At 58.2% G+C, this 18,212-nt stretch carries 20 protein-coding genes; 11 read left to right on the top strand and 9 right to left on the bottom strand.

Annotated elements, in window-relative coordinates:
* The first annotated feature begins 68 nt into the window (after window positions 1-68).
* Window positions 69-722, top strand: a complete 654-nt coding sequence (locus tag F3J30_RS09155) for a LysE family translocator (RefSeq protein WP_166717031.1) — start codon at window positions 69-71, stop codon at window positions 720-722.
* Between the two features lie 167 nt (window positions 723-889).
* Here F3J30_RS09155 and F3J30_RS09150 read toward each other — a convergent pair whose 3' ends face one another.
* The 3 genes from F3J30_RS09150 to hpxO are packed head-to-tail and all read right to left on the bottom strand — an operon-like array spanning window position 890 to window position 4,073.
* A complete protein-coding gene (locus F3J30_RS09150) occupies window positions 890-1,855 on the bottom strand; it encodes a PDR/VanB family oxidoreductase (protein ID WP_282097522.1) in 966 nt (321 codons plus the stop codon).
* An 11-nt stretch (window positions 1,856-1,866) separates the two neighbouring features.
* The gene (gene hpxD / locus F3J30_RS09145; protein ID WP_166717029.1) at window positions 1,867-2,901 is read right to left on the bottom strand and encodes a molybdenum cofactor-independent xanthine hydroxylase subunit HpxD; all 1,035 of its coding nucleotides are present in this window, start codon (window positions 2,899-2,901) and stop codon (window positions 1,867-1,869) included.
* A gap of 17 nt (window positions 2,902-2,918) precedes the next feature.
* Window positions 2,919-4,073: an FAD-dependent urate hydroxylase HpxO gene (gene hpxO, locus F3J30_RS09140; RefSeq protein WP_166717028.1), complete on the bottom strand. Its 1,155-nt coding sequence runs from the start codon at window positions 4,071-4,073 to the stop codon at window positions 2,919-2,921.
* Window positions 4,074-4,313: 240 nt separating this feature from the next.
* Here hpxO and uraD point away from each other — a divergent pair, with 240 nt between their 5' ends.
* Both uraD and uraH read left to right on the top strand, forming a co-directional pair.
* The gene (uraD, locus tag F3J30_RS09135; RefSeq protein WP_166717027.1) at window positions 4,314-4,814 is read left to right on the top strand and encodes a 2-oxo-4-hydroxy-4-carboxy-5-ureidoimidazoline decarboxylase; all 501 of its coding nucleotides are present in this window, start codon (window positions 4,314-4,316) and stop codon (window positions 4,812-4,814) included.
* Window positions 4,811-5,134, top strand: a complete 324-nt coding sequence (gene uraH / locus F3J30_RS09130) for a hydroxyisourate hydrolase (protein WP_166717026.1) — start codon at window positions 4,811-4,813, stop codon at window positions 5,132-5,134. Before uraD ends, uraH begins: the two co-directional genes overlap by 4 nt.
* Here the strand turns inward: uraH and guaD are convergent.
* Together guaD and F3J30_RS09120 are read right to left on the bottom strand one after the other, a co-directional pair.
* The gene (gene guaD, locus F3J30_RS09125) at window positions 5,114-6,430 is read right to left on the bottom strand and encodes a guanine deaminase (RefSeq protein ID WP_166717025.1); all 1,317 of its coding nucleotides are present in this window, start codon (window positions 6,428-6,430) and stop codon (window positions 5,114-5,116) included. The genes uraH and guaD overlap by 21 nt on opposite strands.
* Before the next feature lie 102 nt (window positions 6,431-6,532).
* The gene (locus F3J30_RS09120) at window positions 6,533-8,029 is read right to left on the bottom strand and encodes an NCS1 family nucleobase:cation symporter-1 (protein ID WP_014069661.1); all 1,497 of its coding nucleotides are present in this window, start codon (window positions 8,027-8,029) and stop codon (window positions 6,533-6,535) included.
* Between the two features lie 144 nt (window positions 8,030-8,173).
* Between F3J30_RS09120 and F3J30_RS09115 the strand changes: the two genes are divergently transcribed.
* From F3J30_RS09115 to puuE, 3 genes are read left to right on the top strand one after another with little or no spacing between them, the layout of a single operon-like run.
* The gene (locus F3J30_RS09115; protein WP_166717024.1) at window positions 8,174-8,890 is read left to right on the top strand and encodes a GntR family transcriptional regulator; all 717 of its coding nucleotides are present in this window, start codon (window positions 8,174-8,176) and stop codon (window positions 8,888-8,890) included.
* Entirely contained in the window at window positions 8,890-9,633 is a 744-nt protein-coding gene (gene hpxA, locus F3J30_RS09110) for an allantoin racemase (protein WP_166717023.1), read from the top strand. Before F3J30_RS09115 ends, hpxA begins: the two co-directional genes overlap by 1 nt.
* 16 nt (window positions 9,634-9,649) lie before the next feature.
* The gene (gene puuE / locus F3J30_RS09105) at window positions 9,650-10,582 is read left to right on the top strand and encodes an allantoinase PuuE (RefSeq protein WP_166717022.1); all 933 of its coding nucleotides are present in this window, start codon (window positions 9,650-9,652) and stop codon (window positions 10,580-10,582) included.
* A 57-nt stretch (window positions 10,583-10,639) separates the two neighbouring features.
* Here puuE and hpxZ read toward each other — a convergent pair whose 3' ends face one another.
* From hpxZ to F3J30_RS09085, 4 genes are read right to left on the bottom strand one after another with little or no spacing between them, the layout of a single operon-like run.
* On the bottom strand, window positions 10,640-11,026 hold the full coding sequence (hpxZ, locus tag F3J30_RS09100; RefSeq protein WP_166717021.1) for an oxalurate catabolism protein HpxZ: 387 nt from the start codon (window positions 11,024-11,026) through the stop codon (window positions 10,640-10,642).
* The gene (locus tag F3J30_RS09095) at window positions 11,023-12,420 is read right to left on the bottom strand and encodes an AtzE family amidohydrolase (protein ID WP_166717020.1); all 1,398 of its coding nucleotides are present in this window, start codon (window positions 12,418-12,420) and stop codon (window positions 11,023-11,025) included. Before F3J30_RS09095 ends, hpxZ begins: the two co-directional genes overlap by 4 nt.
* Entirely contained in the window at window positions 12,417-12,605 is a 189-nt protein-coding gene (hpxX, locus tag F3J30_RS09090) for an oxalurate catabolism protein HpxX (RefSeq protein WP_014069667.1), read from the bottom strand. The genes F3J30_RS09095 and hpxX overlap by 4 nt, the downstream gene beginning before the upstream one ends.
* Window positions 12,606-12,615: 10 nt before the next feature.
* The gene (locus F3J30_RS09085) at window positions 12,616-14,199 is read right to left on the bottom strand and encodes a gamma-glutamyltransferase family protein (RefSeq protein WP_166717019.1); all 1,584 of its coding nucleotides are present in this window, start codon (window positions 14,197-14,199) and stop codon (window positions 12,616-12,618) included.
* 142 nt (window positions 14,200-14,341) lie between these two features.
* Here F3J30_RS09085 and hpxU point away from each other — a divergent pair, with 142 nt between their 5' ends.
* The 5 genes from hpxU (at window position 14,342) to F3J30_RS09060 (ending at window position 18,209) form a co-directional block, all read left to right on the top strand.
* On the top strand, window positions 14,342-15,181 hold the full coding sequence (gene hpxU, locus F3J30_RS09080) for a MurR/RpiR family transcriptional regulator HpxU (RefSeq protein WP_166717018.1): 840 nt from the start codon (window positions 14,342-14,344) through the stop codon (window positions 15,179-15,181).
* 202 nt (window positions 15,182-15,383) lie between these two features.
* Window positions 15,384-16,166, top strand: coding sequence for a transporter substrate-binding domain-containing protein (locus tag F3J30_RS09075; RefSeq protein WP_166717017.1), 783 nt, complete (start codon window positions 15,384-15,386; stop codon window positions 16,164-16,166).
* A gap of 3 nt (window positions 16,167-16,169) precedes the next feature.
* Window positions 16,170-16,835, top strand: a complete 666-nt coding sequence (locus tag F3J30_RS09070) for an amino acid ABC transporter permease (RefSeq protein ID WP_166717016.1) — start codon at window positions 16,170-16,172, stop codon at window positions 16,833-16,835.
* A complete protein-coding gene (locus F3J30_RS09065) occupies window positions 16,835-17,491 on the top strand; it encodes an amino acid ABC transporter permease (protein WP_166717155.1) in 657 nt (218 codons plus the stop codon). Before F3J30_RS09070 ends, F3J30_RS09065 begins: the two co-directional genes overlap by 1 nt.
* Entirely contained in the window at window positions 17,472-18,209 is a 738-nt protein-coding gene (locus F3J30_RS09060) for an amino acid ABC transporter ATP-binding protein (RefSeq protein ID WP_014069673.1), read from the top strand. The genes F3J30_RS09065 and F3J30_RS09060 overlap by 20 nt, the downstream gene beginning before the upstream one ends.
* Window positions 18,210-18,212: the final 3 nt, after the last annotated feature.

The raw sequence follows: 18,212 nt of genomic DNA, 5'->3' as shown, positions 1-18,212 counted from the left end.
ATGTTCTGCTTTCGGCTCGAATCAGACTGCGGTAACGTAGCGGAATTATTTATCAGGACTCAACCAAGATGCCTTCCATTGAAACGTTTATGACTTTCCTTCTCGCACTAACGCTTCTGGAGATTTCTCCGGGGCCAGATATGATGCTAACTATCGCCAGAGGAGTCGGTCAGGGAAGACGTATTGCTCTTCTTACGGTACTGGGCAATGTATTTGTGGCGGGTTTTGTGCAAGTTTCATTTCTGGTCCTGGGACTGGTAACCGTTGTTCATGCCTGCCCAGTCGCGCTAGATCTGTTACGATGGGCTGGTGCGGCTTATCTGATGTGGCTGGGTATAAAAATGATTGCGACTTCAGGCACTGATACGCGGCTGCGAAAAACGGCAAAAATCTCTGACTGGAATGCCGTTAAGGAAGGTGCTCTGAACAGCCTGACTAACCCAAAATCCCTGCTGTTTATGTTTGCTTTTCTTCCTCAGTTTGTCGATCCCGCTGCGGGCCCTGTCTGGCTGCAATTGCTAGTCTTGGGCAGTATCCAAAAGCTTGCGGGAATCTTGTCTCTGGGATCTGTCGCGATGGCGTCAGGAACATTTGGAAACTGGCTGGGTAAACATCCTGCCTTTATCAAATGGCAGGAGCGATTTACTGGTGTTGTCATGGTCGCGCTGGGAATCAGAATGCTCTTTGGCGGTTCAGGTGTGGTATCAGTGCAAGAAAAATAAAAGCACCTTGCCTGCCCGGCAAATTAAGTGCAATGTCCGCTTTTCGCTCAAAGCAGACCTTCAGTTCCAGAAGATTGTTCGCTTCGTACCAGACGCTCCTAACATCAGGGTGTATTAATCAACGGGGGAGCAAGTCATTTATATCAACCTATACCCCCGCCAGCACTTCACAACCCAATCACCAGTTCCCCCGAATGGCTCCGCGAGCAGCATAGCGCCACCTGCTGATCCCGCGCGCTTTTCTCCTCTGCCGATTGCACGGTATCCCGATGGTCCACCACGCCGTCGATAACCGGCGTCAGACATGCACCGCAAATCCCCATCTCGCAGGACAGCGGAACCGCCACGCCATTTTCCAGCAGTACCTGAGCAATCGTTTTATCCGCAGGCACGGGCCAGCGTTCTCCGGTTGATGCCAGGGTGACGGTAAACACATCGGCAGTGTCTGCGTTAGCGGCGGGGGCTACGGGCTGGAATGCCTCGCTGTGGATATGCGTTGCTGCCCAGCTTTTTCCGGCCGCTACGTCGCGGACTTTGGCCATAAATTCGAGTGGGCCGCAGGTGTATACGTGTAACCCGTCATGCGCAGCTGGCAGATCCTGGCTAAGCCGCGCGCGTGGGCTTCCTCCCTCGCAGGAGGCATGAATAATGCACTCGCCGTTACGCCATCCATCCGACACTTCACGGACAAACGCCGCGTTTTCACGGTTTTTAACGTAATAGTGCAGGGTAAATGGCGTATCAGAGGCCTCAAGCTGAAGGGCCATGGCATACAGCGGCGTAATGCCAATCCCCGCAGCCAGCAGCACAACCCGGTCTGCCTGATTAAGCGGAAACAGATTGCGCGGGGACGAGATAGCGAGCTTCTGCCCCGGGCGCAGCGTCTCGTGGATATAACGCGAACCGCCGCGTGACGTCGTTTCTCGCCCGACGCAGATAAGATAGCTATCGTCCCCACATGCCCCGGTCAGGGAGTACTGGCGAATAATCCCGCAGGGTAGATGCACGTCAATGTGCGCCCCGGGCTGCCAGCCAGGCAGCGTTTCGCCGTTGTCTGCCACCAGCCTGACGGCCAGGCTCTTGTCGCCCTGGCGCCACATCCCGTCAACAATAACGCTCAGCATCTCGCTCATCTTGCCCTCCGTCATACCAGGAAAAATTCGCCAAAGCCCATCTTTTTCAACCCGCGGCGGTAGGCAATAGAGCTTCTGTCCGCCGGAATATGGGCTTCGAGGGTTAAATCCAGCGGCAGGCTTTCCGGGCGCTGGGTTTCCACCATCAGGCGATCTTCCTCAAAGATGCGCAGGTTGAAGGCATGAACATCTTCCACCGGAATATGCAGGTCAAAGTTACGCGCAATAGGGGCGAACATCCGCGTTACGCGTGCTGACACGGGCGATGCAGCATTCATGATCACCAACCGGGAATCGCCCGGAAAATGAATGGTCAGCGTGGCGGTAAACGGCAGATGCATTTCAAAATGACGCAGCCATTCGAAACCTTCTGGTGCCTGCACATCCGAGCTGGCGGGGTAGTTACTCACTGAACTCCAGTAATCGGCGACAAAGCCAAACCCGGTCTCCTGCGGCTGATAGGCGGGCACCTGCTGGTTATCCGGGTCGGCAAAGGTGGAGGTGTGGATCCACGCGAAATGGGCGACATCGAGAAACCCCTCGACCTGGCGACCGGCAAAGCCGTTCACCTCAAACGCCGGGCAGTTGATCTGCTGAAAACCGTCGTCATCCCAGTGCGGCATGGTGGGCAGCGGCACCGGGTTTTCCGGGTCAAACGCCAGACAGGTCCAGATCAGGCCAAAACGCTCTTCAACGGCGTAGTTAATCAGATTTAGTTTCGCCGGTACGGGCTGGTCGGGGCTGGAGGGAATACGGTTGCAGCGGCCATCTTCCCCAAAGCGTAAGCCATGATAGGGGCAGATAATCCCGTGTTCATCGTGAAAGCCCAGCGTCAGCGGCACGCCGCGGTGGGGACAAACGTCCCGGGCGACCACCACCTGATCGTTAATCCGGTAGATAACCAGCTGTTCATCCAGCAGGGTGGCTTTAACCGGTGCCGGGCCGATGTCGCACGCCCGGGCAACCGGGTGCCAGCATTTTGCCAGACGCAGCCAGTCCTCTGGCTCAAACGTGCAATGGGCTGGTGGCGTTGGGTGTTTTATCATGGTTGTCACTCCTGTGTTCAGCCTAATGGGCCGCCCTGAATGGTGTCGCACAGACCGTTAATAATGCGCTCGCCGGTCTCCTCGCGAAGTTCCTGATACCAGGCTCGTGTCAGCGCCATATCTTTACCGTGGGTGATATCGCAACGTTTGCGGGCTTTCAGCACCAGGTCGCGAACCCGGTCGCAGCGCAACGCTTCGTACTGGCGTAGCGCCAGGGCAATGTTGTGGTTGTCGCGCACGCAGTCGCCCAGTACCACGGCATCTTCCATGGCGGCACAACCGCCCTGGCCTATATCCGGCGTGGTGCTGTGTCCCGCATCGCCCAGCAGCGCCACGTTGCCGCGCACCAGGCTGTCGAACGGTTCAATATCGTGAATTTCGATGCGGTTGGTCGTCTCAGGATCCAGCGCGGCGATAAGCTTCTGCACCGGCGGTGCCCAGCCGCGGAAATAGCCGCTGAGATCGGCTTTAAGGGTAAGACGATCTTCCGCCAGACCCGCGGGGAGCGGGACATCGAAAAAGAAATAGAAACGCCCGCCAGAGACCGGCATCAGCGAGACGCGTTTTCCCTCCCCGACAAACGTGGTCCACTGATGAGCAGGAGCAATGTCCTCGTCGATCTTCACCAGACCATTCCAGTTAACGTATCCGGCATAGCGGCGTTCCGGGGTATACCCCAGCACATACGGGCGCACCGCCGAGTGGCTACCGTCAGCGGCAATCAGAAAATCACCGGTTGCCGTGGTGCCATCGGTAAAGGTGACGGTCACGCCCGCGTCATCTTCACGGACGCGTTCAACGCGCTTGCCAAACTGCACCGCGTCTCGTCCCCAGAAATTGAGCATTTCGCGCTGCAATTCAGCACGCGAGACAGGGCAAGGGCGACCGCCGGTACGCGCCACCAGCGGAGCAAGACTGAAGCGGGTCAGGGTATCGCCGCGCAGGTGATCCTTATACGCCATAAAACGCATTGGCCCGCCGTAGGTTTCGATCATCTCGCCCATGCCGAGATGCTGCATACATTTCACCCCATTGGGCCAGATGGAGATGGCCGCGCCAACGGGTTTGATCTCTTTCACGGCCTCAAAGACGGTACAGTCAATCCCGGCTTTCTTTAACGCCACGGCCGCGCTCAGACCACCAATTCCCGCCCCAATGACAATCGCTTTCATGCTTATCTCCTTTTGCAGGGTGTCATGAGAGTGAGCAATTTGCGTACCAGGATTCAGAGTGGAGAAAAGGGCGTTGTGACGGGCCGTTATGCACTGTTAAGGTGCGTTATGACGGTGAGAGTGCCTGTTTATGAATCAATAATTTCCAGTTTTGCGCTGCGGAATCGACTGTTTCACGCCCGGCATAAGAGTGGCGTGTTTTGTGCAACATGGCGAAAGGATAATTTCAACGGAGCGACCATGACGGCACTGCATGACTTTAATCAACAGCGGTACGAAGACGCGCTGGCAGACATACTTCCCTGCGTGGCGATCCCCGCCTGGGCCGAGGCACTGGTGCGCGGGCGCCCTTACCCCAGCCGGGATGCGCTGTTCGATGCCGCCAGCGCATTAGCACAGCAGTGGGATGAAAATGCCCTGACGCTTGCCATGAGCGCGCATCCGCGTATCGGCGAGAAACCCGTGGGCTCGCAAGCTGAGGCAGCGCTTTCGCGTCAGGAGCAGGGAGCCGTTAACGAGAGTGACGCGGCGCTCGCCCGGGCACTGCGGGAAGGCAATGCCCGCTACGAGGCGCGTTTCGGGCGCGTGTTTCTGATCCGCGCGAAGGGGCGCAGCGGTGAAGACATTTTACAGGCGCTGGAGAGACGGCTGAAAAACACCGATGCGCAGGAAGTGCAGGCCGCACTGGAACAACTGCGGGAAATTACCTTATTACGGCTGGAAGGAGTGATTGGCGAATGAGCACCTTAAGCACCCATATTCTGGATATTTCGACAGGAAAACCCGCCCAGGGCGTAACGGTGCATCTGGAACGGGACGGGCTGGTGATTGCCACCGGGACGACCAACAGCGCTGGGCGCATTACGGAATTCGCGGGGCACCTGCCGGCAGGTCGTTACCGGCTGGTGGCCGACATTGGTGCATGGTTTTTCCAGACCGGGCGCGAGACGATTTACCCCTCTGCGCAGATTGATTTTGTGACTAAAGAGGCGGCAGATGAGCACTATCATCTGCCGTTTGTGATTGCGCCAGGCGGGTGGTCAACCTACCGCGGCAGTTGACCACACCTGCTCGCCGTTGACCCAGGTTTCGCTGATATTGCGCTCATCGCCGAGCGTCATCAGTACAAACAGCTGCTCGTAAATATCTTTGCAGCGGCCGTTGCGCAGGCGCTGAAGCGGCGTCACGGCCGGGTCGATAACGATAAAGTCGGCCTCTTTGCCCGGCGCAAAATTGCCAATTTTATCGTCCAGTCGCAGGGCGTGCGCGCCCCCCAGGGTGGCGTGATAAAACGCTTCACAGGCTTGCAGACGGTAGCTCTGCAACTGACCCACTTTGTAGGCCTCACCCAGCGTACGCAACATGCTGAAAGTGGTGCCGGCCCCGACGTCGGTGCCAATGCCCATCCGCACCTTGTGCTGCCAGCAGGCGGGTAAACGAAACAGCCCACTGCCAAGAAACAGGTTGGAGGTTGGGCAAAATGCCACGGCGGAACCGGTGTCGTGCAGGCACTGCCACTCGCTGTGATGCAGGTGAATGCCGTGAGCAAACACGCTGCGCTCGCCGGTCAGGCCGTAGTGGTGATACACGTCCAGATAACGTTCGTGCTCCGGCCACAGATCGCTCACCCACGCCACTTCGTTAGGGTTTTCGCTCAAATGGGTCTGCATCCACGTATCGTGAAACTCCTCTCTGAGCAGGCTCACCGCCGCAAGAAGCTCCGGGGAAGAGGTTGGGGCAAAACGCGGCGTAATGGCATAGCCTAAGCGCCCGCGGTGGTGCCAGCGCTGGATAAGCTCCCGCGTTTGCCGGTAGCTCTGTTTGGCTGTTTCCGTCAGGTAATCCGGCGTGTGCCTGTCCATCATCACTTTCCCGGCAATCAGCCGCATGTTGAGGCGCAATGCCTCGGTGAACAGCGCATCGACAGATTCGGGATGCAGGGTGCAAAACACCAGCGCTGTAGTTGTACCGTGGCTGACCAGCTGGTTAATGAAAAATTCCGCGATCTCCTTCGCGTAGGCCTCATCGGCAAACTGGCTCTCCACCGGGAAGGTGTAGGTGGTCAGCCACTCCAGCAGCTGCTCGCCAAATGCGCCAATCATCTCCGTCTGGGGATAATGGACGTGGGTATCGATAAAGCCGGGCAGCAGCAGCTTGCCCCGCAGGTCAGTGTAGCCTTTGTACGGGTCAAGGAATTGCTCACCCTCCTGCCAGCTCATCTGCGCCAGAATTTTGCCGTTGTGAATAAACAGCAGCCCATCGTCAAGATAGCGGGCGTGGCGGGGGATAGCCTCTGCGCTGTCACAGACCTGGGCAATATCGAAAAATGCACCGCGGATCGCTGTCTGGTAATCCATCATGGTTCCTGCCTTATTGTTTGCGTAGCGGGGTCATGAGTACGAGCAAAAAGGGTGCCAGCTTGAGAAAGGCCGCAGAAGGTCTGCGGCCAGGTGAAAGGATTACTCTTTTTGCGTCGCCACGCGGGAGTTAAATTGAGGGGCGGTAGCCGCTTCGCGGTCTTCACGCGCCAGCCAGCGGTAGGTCACACCGCCCAGGAAGACGCCGATAAACCAGCTAAAGTTCGCCACTTCATGCAGGGCCGGGATAAAGCTAATCACCAGGCCCACGGCAACGGACGGAACCAGCGCGCCGATGGCTTTCGGGTTAAAGCCATTGCGATACCAGTATTTCCCTTTTGGCGTGTCATCGAACAGGTCATCTACAGAGACTTTCCCGCGCTTAATCAGGTAGAAGTCGGCAATCAGGATGCCGAACAGTGGGCCGATAAAGGCGCCGAGCACGTCCAGGGTGTAGTGGATAAGCTCCGGGGAGTTGAACAGGTTCCACGGGGTTAACAGGATCGAGCCGACAGCCGCAATCATCCCCCCGGTGCGGAAGCTGATTTTCTGTGGCGAGCAGTTAGAGAAGTCGAACGCCGGGGAGACAAAGTTCGCCACGATGTTGATCCCGATGGTGGCGGTGATCATGGTCAGCAGGCCAATGGCCACGGCCAGATCGTTGCCCACGCGGCTGACGGTTTCAATCGGATCGGTGATCATGCGGCCAAACAGCGACTGCGTGCCGGAGACAATCACCACGGTAACGATGGAGAACAGCAGGAAGTTAAACGGCAGGCCCCAGCGGTTTCCACGGCGAATTTCGCCCATGCTTTTGCCGTAGCGCGAGAAGTCACCAAAGTTGAGCAACGGCCCGGAGAAATAGGACACCACCAGCGCCGTGGCGGTGATCATCTGCCAGGTTTGCTCGCCCGCGCTCAGGGATTTGCTGGCGAGGGTAAAGGAGATCCCGTCAAAACCTGTCTTGTATACAATCCAGCCCGCAAGCGCCAGCATCACCACATAGACCGCCGGGCCGGCAATATCGATAAAACGCTTAATGGCGCTCATACCGTGCCAGAAGACCATCGCCTGCAACACCCACATAATGGAAAAGCAGATCCAGCCCAGATGCGACAGGCCAAGGAATGAACCGGTGGTCAGTGCCGCCAGAGAAGGCCAGAACTTCAGCGCCACCAGCATCAGGGCGTTGGCGGCCAGGTAGGTCTGAATGCCGTACCACGCAAAGGCGATAAGCCCGCGGATCACCGCCGGAATGTTCGCCCCAAAAACACCAAATGCCTGTCGGCTGATCACTGCGTAAGGCACACCGGCCATCTGGCTCGGTTTAGCCACCAGGTTGGCGCACAGCTGCACAATACAAATCCCCACCAGCAGGCAAAGCAGTACCTGCCAGCTTGCCAGCCCGAGCGTAAAGAAGCTCGCGGCAACCACATACCCCCCCATGCTGTGCACGTCGGACATCCAGAAAGAAAAGATGTTGTACCAGCTCCAGTTCTGGTCACGCGTAGGTGCCAGATCCTCATTGCAAAGCCGTGGGCTGTATACCGCACCGGAATCAGCGGCCGAACCTTGCTGCGCGTTTTGTGTATTTGGCATGAAACCTGCTCCTGTGAATGAAAACCCGTTAAGTGGGAGTGCAAACGGTGTTGCAGGATCCAGGCCAAAATAATAAATCTTGTATGCAATATTTTATTTTTATGTATACGATTCGATAGCGAAAAGTAAAAAGTGGAGTGGGTAATGAACAACGTAAACAGTCTGCACGCCGCGCCAGACCTGCAAGACAAAGACGAATCCATGTTTCAGGCGCTGATGACTGCGATTGTCGAACATCAGTTGCTGCCGGGAAGTAAATTGCCGGAAGAAGCGCTGGCCGAGGTCTTCGGCGTGAGCCGTACGGGTATCCGCAAGGTGCTGCAACGACTCGCGACTGTGCAAATGGTCACGTTAACGCCCAAACGTGGTGCACATGTCGCCAGCCCGACGGTGGAAGAGGCACAGCACATCTTTCGTACGCGCGCTCTGCTGGAGGTCGCCAATCTGCCGGACGTGCTGGCCCACTGCCAGCCGCCGCACCTTGCCGCACTGGAAGCCATTATTGACCAGGAGCAGCAGGCACACGAGGCTTACGACGGCCCGGCGGCGATCCGCCACTCTGCCAATTTCCATATCCAGCTTCAGGCCATTTCCGGCAACCAGGTACTGACGGAGATGGTGACAAGCCTTAGCCAGCGTTCCTCACTGGTGATAGCCACGTGGGGCGCGCCGTGGCGCCAGGGTTGCCGATGCAACGATCACGAACAGCTTGTTGAGCTACTGCGCCAGAAAGCGCTCCAGCCGCTCAGCGATGCCTTAATGCACCATTTTGAACATATCGTCGCCAGCCTCTGTTTTGAACGGGCGGGCGAGTGCCTTCCTGATTTTGCCCGGCTGTTTGCCGGCCACAAGGAGTCGTAATGTCGTCTGTTTGTATACAAGTGATCAACCCCAATACCAGCCGTGGAATGACGGAAACCATCGGCGCGGCAGCACGCGCGGTGGCAGCGCCGGGCACGGAGATCCTCGCGGTGTGCCCGGAGGAAGGCGTGCCGTCGATTGAAGGCCATTTTGATGAAGCCATTGCGGCCGTAGGGGTGCTCGAACAAATCAAGAAAGGCAGGCAGCAGGGCGTTGATGGCCACGTTATCGCCTGCTTTGGCGATCCGGGATTGCTGGCCGCGCGCGAGCTGGCGCAGGGGCCGGTGATTGGCATCGCTGAAGCCGCCATGCATATGGCGACGCTGGTGGCGACACGCTTTTCGATTGTGACCACGCTGCCACGCACGTTGATCATCGCCCGGCACCTGCTGCACCAGTATGGCTTTCATGATCACTGCGCGGCCCTGCACGCGATCGATCTCCCGGTGCTGGCACTGGAAGACGGCAGCGGTCTGGCACAGGAAAAGGTCCGCGCACGCTGTATTCAGGCGCTGAAAGAAGACGGTTGTGGCGCGATTGTGCTGGGGTGTGGCGGCATGGCAACGCTTGCCCAGGAGCTGACGCGTGAGCTGCATGTTCCGGTGATCGACGGCGTGAGCGCGGCGGTGAAGATGGTCGAATCGCTGGTAGCGCTTGGGCTATCCACCAGCAAACACGGCGATCTGGCGTTTCCGGAAAACAAAGCGTTAAGCGGTAAATTTCAGGCACTGAATCCATTTTAATTTTGAGGGGGTCGCAATGGCGCTTTTTGAACAGGATTACCCGCGGGATCTGCGTGGCTACGCAGGCAAGCCGCCGCACGCGCAGTGGCCGCAGCAGGCGCGTATCGCCGTGCAGTTTGTGCTTAATTACGAAGAAGGGGCCGAAAACCACGTATTACACGGTGACGCCGGATCGGAACAGTTCCTGTCAGATATCATCGGCGCAGCCAGCTACCCTGACAAACATATGTCGATGGACTCCCTCTACGAATACGGCAGCCGTGCCGGGTTCTGGCGGATCCACAATGCTTTCAGCCAGCGCGGCCTGCCGCTGACGGTCTTTGGCGTGGCGATGGCGCTGGCGCGTCATCCCGATATCGTCGACGCCATTAAAGCGGCAAATTACGACGTGGTCAGCCACGGCTGGCGCTGGATCCACTATCAGAATATGGACATCAACCAGGAGCGGGAGCATTTGCAAAAGGCGGTGCATGTGATGACCGATCTGTTCGGCAAACCGCCGACGGGCTGGTATACCGGGCGGGACAGCCCCAACACCCGTCAGCTGGTGGCCGAACACGGTGGCTTTGACTACGACAGCGACTACTATGGCGACGATTTACCCTTCTGGACCGAAGTGGCGTGTAGCGACGGCACCCGCAAACCGCACCTGATTGTGCCTTATACGCTGGATACCAACGACATGCGCTTTGCGACCGCGCAGGGGTTTAATACCGCCGAGCAGTTTTATACCTACCTGAAAGACAGTTTTGATGTGCTGTATGAAGAGGGGGAAAGTGCGCCGAAGATGATGTCCATCGGAATGCACTGCCGCCTGCTGGGGCGTCCGGGGCGTTTTCGCGCGCTGCAACGGTTTCTCGATTATATTCAGCAGCACGAAAAAGTATGGGTCTGTACCCGCCAGCAGATTGCCGACCACTGGCGGGAAGTGCATCCGTTTCAGAAGTAATTGTGCCATGTTTTGCCGGGTGGCGGCTGTGCCTTACCCGGCCTACAACTCAACACATCACGCCATCAAACTCACCTGCGCCGCCACGATGCGCCAGCCGTACGGGAAACGCACCCACGTTTGTTGCTGACGACCAATCCGCTCAGTCCCTTCGCGGGTAAATTCGGTGCTGCACACCGCATAATCGTCCCCGAAGGTGGTGATAACCGTATGGCGCAGGGTTCGCTGCAACCCGGCGGAAGGGCGCGCCGCACGAAAGGCGCGGATTTCATCGATCCCGTACAGGTTTTCACCCGCGCCCAGCCGCACCGTGTTTTTATCGTGCCAGAACAGTTCATCCAGCACCGCAATGTTGTTGCTCACCAGCGCATCTTCGTAGCGGTAAAACGCGGCCGTGACCTCAGCAACCACCCACGGGAGGTTTACGTCATCGTGATTCATCATTGTGCTATCTCCGCAGGGCGGGCATCGGTTATCCCGCACGCTTCCAGTACCCGCGCCACACGCAGGCAGGCCTGTTCATTAAAAGGCGCCGCAATCAGTTGCAGGCCAATGGGGGCACCGTGCGCCGTGCGCAGTGGCACCGTGGTGACGGGTAAACCCAAAAACGAAATCGGCTGAGTCAACATGCCCATACTGGCGCGAACCGGCAGCGACTGGCCGTTAATTTCCATGGTCTGCTCGCCAATCAGCGTGGCGCTGCGGGGTGTTGCCGGGGCAATTAACACATCGGCCTGGGAGAATAACGTTTTGAACGCCTGCCGGGCGTGGGCGCGGAAACGCTGGGCCTGAATATACCAGGCGGAGGGGATCATCGCCCCTGCCAACAGCCGCTCGCGGGAATGAGGCTCAAATCGCGCGGGCTGGCTTCGCAGTGCAGGCAGGTACTGATTTCCCCCTTCAGATGCGCTGATGATAAACGCTGCTGAGCGGGCAAGCTCTGCATCGGGGAACAGCAGTTCATCGTGAGCATCCAGTGCTTTCGCCACCCGCGCAACGGCGGCCCGGGCATCGGCGTCGCACCAGGTACTGAAATAACCGCCCAGCACTGCGCAGCGCAGGCCATCCAGCCCGCGATCCAGCAGCGGGCGGGTTTGCTCTCTCGAACTGTCGGCCTGGAAACTGTCGCTGCTGTCGCGGCCTTGCAGCGCATCATATACCGATGCCAGATCGCTGACGCGGCGGGCAAACGGCCCGATATGATCCAGGCTTGCAACAAACGGATGGCTGCCGGAGCGTGACAGGCGGCCAAAGGTCGGTTTCAGGCCATATATCCCGCACAAGGAGGCCGGTACGCGAATCGAGCCGTTGGTGTCAGTGCCGAGCGAAAAATGGACCAGCCCGGCGGCGACGGCCGCAGCCGATCCCCCGGAGGAGCCCCCCGAAATACGCTTCAGATCGTGCGGGTTGTGCGTTGCGCCGTAGTGACTGTTTTCGGTGGTAAACCCGTAGGCGTAAGCATCCATATTGACCATCCCGGAAAGCAGCCCGCCCGCACTACGCAGCTGGCGCACCGCAAAACTGTCGGCGGCGGCTGCGGGGCGCTGGCGGAACAGCTCAGCCCCGGCAAGGGTAGTGTGCCCGGCGACATCAAACAGGTTTTTGACTGCGTAAGGAATGCCCGCCAGCGGCGGCAGAGGGCGTTTTTCCCGGCGCAGGGTGTCGATATTCTCGGCCTCTGCCAGCATTCGCTCGGCGGTGATCGCCGTCCACGCGTTGAGCTGCGGGTTGATGCGGGTAATGGCATCCAGCGTCTGACGGGCGATTTCACCAGCGCTCAGTTCGCCGGTGCCCAGGGCCTTCTGGATAGCGCTGATACTCATCTCGTGTAGCGTCATGCTTTGTACACTCCTGCGATCTCCTGGCGGTCATCGAGCGGTAACGCCATCAGCGGTGCGGCCATGCTGGCTATGCGGCTGAACTGCAACTGAAGCTCGGCCCGGCGGGCATCATCCAGTTCAACGCCCAGCACGGATTCCATCTGCGCAAGGTATGCGCTCCAGTCGGGTGATGTGGTGTTCATGGCTATCTCCTTAGTATCCGGCGGCGGAGCCGTTGCTGCGTGGGTCGAATGCCCCTTCAAACAGGCCGTTGGGATGGCGAACAATCGCCCCTGCGTGCCCCATGGCTTCACTAAAGTCCGGGAACACTTCTGTTTCGTGACCCAGCGCCTGTAAGCGGGCGAGTGTCTGCGGTGAGACGCGCCCTTCCAGTTTTAAGGTGTCCGAGGTTTGTCCCCAGGTACGCCCCAACAGCCAGCGCGGGAGGCTAATACTTTCCTGAAGCGGCACGCCCTGTACCACATAGCGGGTGAACAGCGCCGCCTGAGTTTGCGGTTGCCCGTCTCCCCCCATCGAGCCATAAACCATCACGCGCCCATCGTGCAGGCGTGCGGCTGCCGGGTTCAGGGTATGGAAAGGCTGCTTACCGGGAGCCAGCGCCAGAAGATGATCCGGGTTGAGGCTAAAGGACGCCCCGCGGTTTTGCCAGACGATCCCGGTATCCGGCAGGACCACACCGCTGCCGAACTCGTGATAAATACTCTGGATAAACGAGACGGCAAGCCCGCTGTTATCCATCACCCCCATCCAGACTGTGTCGCCGGGGCCTTTGCCCGTGCCCCACTGGGCGGCCTGGTTGTCGTTAACCCGTGCAGCGAGCGCATCTAGTTCGGCGGGAGCCAGCAGGCGCTGGATATCGGTTTTCAGTTCCCGTGGATCGGTGATGTGCGTATCCCGCAGCCCAAAGGCCAGCTTGGTGGCTTCGACGATACGGTGAATGGTGGTGGCTTCGTCGGCATCGGCCATTCCGAGGCGGTCGGTGATCCCGAGTATCGCCAGCGACACCAGTCCCTGCGTCGGCGGGGCCAGATTCCAGACCTCACCCTGCTGGTGCTGCAATTTGAGCGGCGTGGTGCGTCGGGCGACGTGTGCATTCAGGTCTGCAAGGGTCACGGGCAGGCCAAGTTTCTCCATTCCACGCGCCAGACATTCCGCCAGCGGGCCACGATAAAAGCTGTCCAGACCTTCGTCCGTCAGGCGTTTCAGGGTGGCGGCCATCGCCGGTTGGTAAAAACGGCTCCCGACCCGGGGCGGTTTACCGTCGATTAGCCAGGTTTCCGCAAAACCGGGCAGGTCTTTAAGCTCGTCAAATTTACTGGCCGTGGCGCTGGCCTGCGACGCGGTGACCGGCGTACCGTTTTGTGCGTAGTCAATGGCATCTGCCAGCAGGCGAGCCAGCGGCAGCGTAGTGCCACGCATTTCATGCGACACCTTAAGCGCTTCGTCCCATCCGCTGACTGTTCCGGCTACGGTCAGCGCCGCACGCGGGCCGCGATGGGGGATTTGCATCAGGCCATCATAGGCCGCAAGTGTCGCCAGCGAACCTGCCGCGCCGCTGGCATCAATGGCAATCGGTTCACCGCCGGGCGGGACGATAAGCCAGAAACCATCGCCGCCGAGGCCATTCATATGGGGGTAAACCACCGCGATGGTGGCTGCGGCGGCCACCATCGCTTCAATGGCGCTGCCGCCGTCGCGCAGAATTGCCAGCGCGCTCTGGCTGGCAAGATGATGGGGGGCGACGGCCATTCCGTGTGTGGAGACATTACTGTGCATGGGGAGTCCTCATGACCCTGAAAGTCACAAGGTGCTGCAAAAGCTGTTCCAGTTCTGAAAGAAAAGTTTCAGTAAACTGGCACGGATAATGAAACGTATAATAAAAGGCAAAATGTGATGAAACAAAAGTTACAGGGGCGCTATGGAACAGTTGGATGAACGTCTGAAAGCACAATACCCGTCATTGTCGCCGCAGGAGCAGCGGGTTGCGGATTTTATCTTCGATCACTTTGACGACCTGATTAGCTATAACAGCGCCGAGCTGGCGCAGCTTAGCGGGGTGTCGAAAGCCACGGTGAGCCGTCTGTTTAAGCGCCTGGGCTATGAGAAATATAAAGACATGCGCGACGAACTGCGCACGCTGCGCCAGAGCGGGATGCCGTTAACCGACAACCGTGATGCGGTGCAGGGCAACACGCTGCTGGCACGTCATTATAAGCAGGAGATGGCGAACCTGACCCAGTGGGTAAATGCGCTCGATGCCCAACAGTTTGCCGAGGCCATGGCCTGCATGGTGAAGGCGCGGCGGGTGGTGATTATCGGGATGCGCAATGCCTATCCGGCGGCGTTGCACCTGCGCCAGCAGCTGTTACAGGCGCGCGGGCAGGTGCTGGTTTTGCCCCAGCCTGGGCAGAGCCTGAGTGAAGAACTGGTGGATCTCACCGCCGACGATCTGGTGGTGATGATGGCGTTTCGCCGCCGCCCGCGCATTATCCGCCCGCTGATGCAGCAGCTACAGACCCGTGAGGTTCCGGTGTTGCTGATGTGCGAACCGCAGGCCCACAGCCTGTTCCCGCTGGCGAACTGGCAGCTCTGCGCCCCGCTGGACAGCGTATCGGCCTATGACAGTTACGCTTCGGTGAACAGCCTGATTAACCTGCTGGCTAACGCCTTCCTGCATGAGATCCTCGACAAAGGTCGCCCGCGTATTCACGAAATAGCCTCCCTTTATCATGAACTGGACGAGCTGGAGCAACGATAATGGGGCATCAGGCTGGTGCTTTGCATTAAATTGGTGCAATTTTGCAGGGCGGAAAAGGCATGTTTTTCCGCCCTGTTTTCATTTATTCCGCGTGGTTTATGAATTTCTAACAAAATTTCCCGTTTCGCCTTGTCTGGCACATTAGTTGCAAAAGTTAATTCAAAGAATCTTTTGTTTCATGCTAACGTAACGGGTAAACACCATGAAAAAACTGTTGATTGCACTGGCCGGGGCCGCTTGTCTGTTCACACAACTGCCAGCAAAAGCTGACCAGCTTCAGGATATTGAAAAGCGCGGTACGCTGCGCATCGCCGTCCCGCAGGACTTCCCACCGTTCGGCTCGGTGGGAACCGATCTCCAGCCGCAGGGTTACGACATCGATATGGCGCGCTATCTGGCAAAACAGATGAAGCTCAAGCTGCAACTGGTGCCAGTAACCAGCGCCAACCGCGTGCCATACCTGCAAACCGATAAGGTCGATCTGGTTATCTCAAGCCTGGGCAAAAACGCCGAACGTGAAAAGGTGATCGACTTTAGCCGTGCCTATGCGCCTTTCTTCCTCGGCGTATTTGGCCCGAAAGGGGCTGAGCTGAAAGATGCCGCCGCGCTGAGCGGAAAAACCATCGGCGTGACGCGTGGTGCGGTGGAAGACATGGTGCTCACCAGCCTGGCACCGAAAGATGCCGACGTGAAACGCTATGAAGACAACAACACTACGCTGTCGGCCTACCTTTCCGGCCAGGTGCAGTATGTGGCGACCGGCAACCTCGTGGTAGCGGCGATTTCACGCCAGAACGCGGATAAAGCGCCGGTGCCGAGCTTTATGCTGAAAGACTCACCGTGCTTTATCGGCCTGAAGAAAAACGAACCGGCCCTGAAAGCAAAAGTGGACGCCCTGATTGAGCAAGGGATCAAAGACGGCACGCTGAATGGGCTGTCTGAGCAATGGCTGAAAGCTCCGCTGCCGGCAAGCCTTGGCGTATAAGGCATGTCTGAGCAACTGCATTTTTCTGAGCTCTGGCCACACTGGCCGGAGCTGCTGGCAGGGCTGTGGGTCACCATTCAACTCACCGTGATGGCGACCGTCGGCGGCCTGGCAATCGGTATTTTCGGGGCGGCCATTCGCAGCGGGCGGGCGACATGGTATAGCCGGATCTGGGGCGGGTACGTGGAAATTATCCGTAATACGCCGTTTGTGGTTCAGCTATTTTTTATCGTTTTCGGCCTGCCCAATATGGGGCTGAAGATGACCGCCGGGGAAGCGGCGCTGCTGGCGATGGTGGTGAATCTGGGGGCGTACAGCACCGAGATCATCCGCGCAGGTATTCAGGTGACGCCAAAAGGGCAGTGGGAGGCCGGGCGGGTGCTGGGGCTAACGCGTTTGCAGACCTTTATCCGGGTGGTGTTACCGCCCTCGCTGCAACGTATTTATCCGGCGCTGGTGAGCCAGTGCATCATCGTGATGCTGGGCTCGTCGGTGGTGTCACAGGTTTCTTACGAGGAGCTGACCTTTGCCGCCAACCTGATCCAGTCCAGAACCTTTCTGAGCTTTGAGGTCTATCTGGTGACAACCGGAATTTACTTAGTGCTGTCGATTACGCTTCGCCAGTTGATGATGGCGGCAGGGCGGAAATGGCTGGGGGTGCAGGTATGATGACCACCTTTACCGACTGGGACATTATTCGCAATTTGCTGCTCGCCGGGCGCTGGACGGTATTGCTGTCGCTGGTGGCGTTTGTCGGCGGGGCGGTGGTAACACTGCCGCTGTTGCTGCTGCGCATGACGGGCGGTCGCACGGTAAAACACCTGATCCGCGGCTATATTGAGCTGTTCCAGGGCACGCCGCTGCTGATGCAGCTGTTCCTGGCCTTTTTTGGCGTGGCGTTGTTTGGTATCGACGTTTCACCCTGGACTGCGGCCTCGCTGGCGCTGACGTTTTACACCAGTGCTTTTTTGCTCGATATCTGGTTTGGCAGTATTCGTGCGCTGCCAAAAGGGCAGTGGGAAGCCTCGCGCTGCCTGGGATTAAGCTTTGGTCAAACTCTGTTTCGCGTGGTCGCCCCGCAGGCGTTACGCATTGCTATTGCCCCCACGGTGGGTTTTGCCGTGCAGGTGATTAAAGGCACAGCGCTGGCGTCGATTATCGGTTTTATCGAGCTGACCAAAGCCGGGACGATGCTGACCAACGTCACGTATCAGCCGTTTAAAGTCTTTGCGCTGGTGGCGCTGGGCTATTTCATTCTGTGTTACCCGCTGTCGCGTTACAGCCGTTATCTGGAGACTAAATTCAATGCCTCTCATCACCATTAATCAGGTGCAGAAGTTTTACGGCGATAACCACGTGCTCAAGGGCGTGGATCTGGATATCGACATGGGCCAGGTGATTTCGATTATCGGGCGCAGCGGGTCCGGCAAAAGTACGCTGCTGCGCTGCATCAACGGTCTGGAAGGGTATCAGGACGGCAGCATTAAGCTTGGTGGCATGACCATTACCGACCGGGATTCCCAGGCGCGTGAAATCAGCCGTTCGGTCGGGATGGTATTCCAGAACTTCAACCTGTTCCCGCACATGACCGCGCTGGAAAATGTGATGCTCGCGCCGCGCCGGGTGCTGAAGAAAAGCGCCGCCGAATGTCGGGCGCTGGCGCAGCAGATGCTGGAGAAAGTCGGATTAGGCGATCGGCTGGACTATTACCCGTCGAGCCTCTCCGGCGGCCAGCAGCAGCGCGTGGCCATTGCCCGTGCCCTGGCGATGACGCCAAAAGTTTTACTCTGTGACGAGATAACCTCGGCACTTGATCCGGAACTGGTGGGCGAAGTGCTCAGGGTGCTGGAGCAGCTGGCGGCAGAGGGGATGACGCTGATCCTCGTCACCCATGAAATGAATTTTGCCCGCGAAGTGGGCGACCGCGTGGTGTTTATGCATCAGGGGAAAGTGTGGGAGCAGGGCGACAGCAAAACACTGTTTGCTAACCCGCAGACCACTGAACTGAAACAGTTTATCTCCTCCGTGCGCGGCCTCAATTAACCT

This window comes from Enterobacter sp. Tr-810 (assembly GCF_011752765.1).
Classification (GTDB): Bacteria; Pseudomonadota; Gammaproteobacteria; order Enterobacterales; family Enterobacteriaceae; genus Enterobacter; species Enterobacter soli.
This window is presented reverse-complemented; position numbering and strand designations above follow the sequence as displayed.

Excerpts from the sequence above, each read along its gene's own strand:
- F3J30_RS09075 (WP_166717017.1), top strand. The coding sequence starts at position 15,384 with ATGAAAAAACTGTTGATTGCACTGGCCGGGGCCGCTTGTCTGTTCACA.
- F3J30_RS09155 (WP_166717031.1), top strand. The coding sequence starts at position 69 with ATGCCTTCCATTGAAACGTTTATGACTTTCCTTCTCGCACTAACGCTT.
- hpxA (WP_166717023.1), top strand. The coding sequence starts at position 8,890 with ATGTCGTCTGTTTGTATACAAGTGATCAACCCCAATACCAGCCGTGGA.
- F3J30_RS09060 (WP_014069673.1), top strand. The coding sequence starts at position 17,472 with ATGCCTCTCATCACCATTAATCAGGTGCAGAAGTTTTACGGCGATAAC.
- uraH (WP_166717026.1), top strand. The coding sequence starts at position 4,811 with ATGAGCACCTTAAGCACCCATATTCTGGATATTTCGACAGGAAAACCC.
- hpxU (WP_166717018.1), top strand. The coding sequence starts at position 14,342 with ATGGAACAGTTGGATGAACGTCTGAAAGCACAATACCCGTCATTGTCG.
- hpxO (WP_166717028.1), bottom strand. The coding sequence starts at position 4,073 with ATGAAAGCGATTGTCATTGGGGCGGGAATTGGTGGTCTGAGCGCGGCC.
- F3J30_RS09065 (WP_166717155.1), top strand. The coding sequence starts at position 16,835 with ATGACCACCTTTACCGACTGGGACATTATTCGCAATTTGCTGCTCGCC.
- hpxD (WP_166717029.1), bottom strand. The coding sequence starts at position 2,901 with ATGATAAAACACCCAACGCCACCAGCCCATTGCACGTTTGAGCCAGAG.
- hpxX (WP_014069667.1), bottom strand. The coding sequence starts at position 12,605 with ATGAACACCACATCACCCGACTGGAGCGCATACCTTGCGCAGATGGAA.
- F3J30_RS09120 (WP_014069661.1), bottom strand. The coding sequence starts at position 8,029 with ATGCCAAATACACAAAACGCGCAGCAAGGTTCGGCCGCTGATTCCGGT.
- F3J30_RS09115 (WP_166717024.1), top strand. The coding sequence starts at position 8,174 with ATGAACAACGTAAACAGTCTGCACGCCGCGCCAGACCTGCAAGACAAA.
- F3J30_RS09095 (WP_166717020.1), bottom strand. The coding sequence starts at position 12,420 with ATGACGCTACACGAGATGAGTATCAGCGCTATCCAGAAGGCCCTGGGC.
- guaD (WP_166717025.1), bottom strand. The coding sequence starts at position 6,430 with ATGGATTACCAGACAGCGATCCGCGGTGCATTTTTCGATATTGCCCAG.
- uraD (WP_166717027.1), top strand. The coding sequence starts at position 4,314 with ATGACGGCACTGCATGACTTTAATCAACAGCGGTACGAAGACGCGCTG.
- F3J30_RS09085 (WP_166717019.1), bottom strand. The coding sequence starts at position 14,199 with ATGCACAGTAATGTCTCCACACACGGAATGGCCGTCGCCCCCCATCAT.
- F3J30_RS09070 (WP_166717016.1), top strand. The coding sequence starts at position 16,170 with ATGTCTGAGCAACTGCATTTTTCTGAGCTCTGGCCACACTGGCCGGAG.
- puuE (WP_166717022.1), top strand. The coding sequence starts at position 9,650 with ATGGCGCTTTTTGAACAGGATTACCCGCGGGATCTGCGTGGCTACGCA.
- hpxZ (WP_166717021.1), bottom strand. The coding sequence starts at position 11,026 with ATGATGAATCACGATGACGTAAACCTCCCGTGGGTGGTTGCTGAGGTC.
- F3J30_RS09150 (WP_282097522.1), bottom strand. The coding sequence starts at position 1,855 with ATGAGCGAGATGCTGAGCGTTATTGTTGACGGGATGTGGCGCCAGGGC.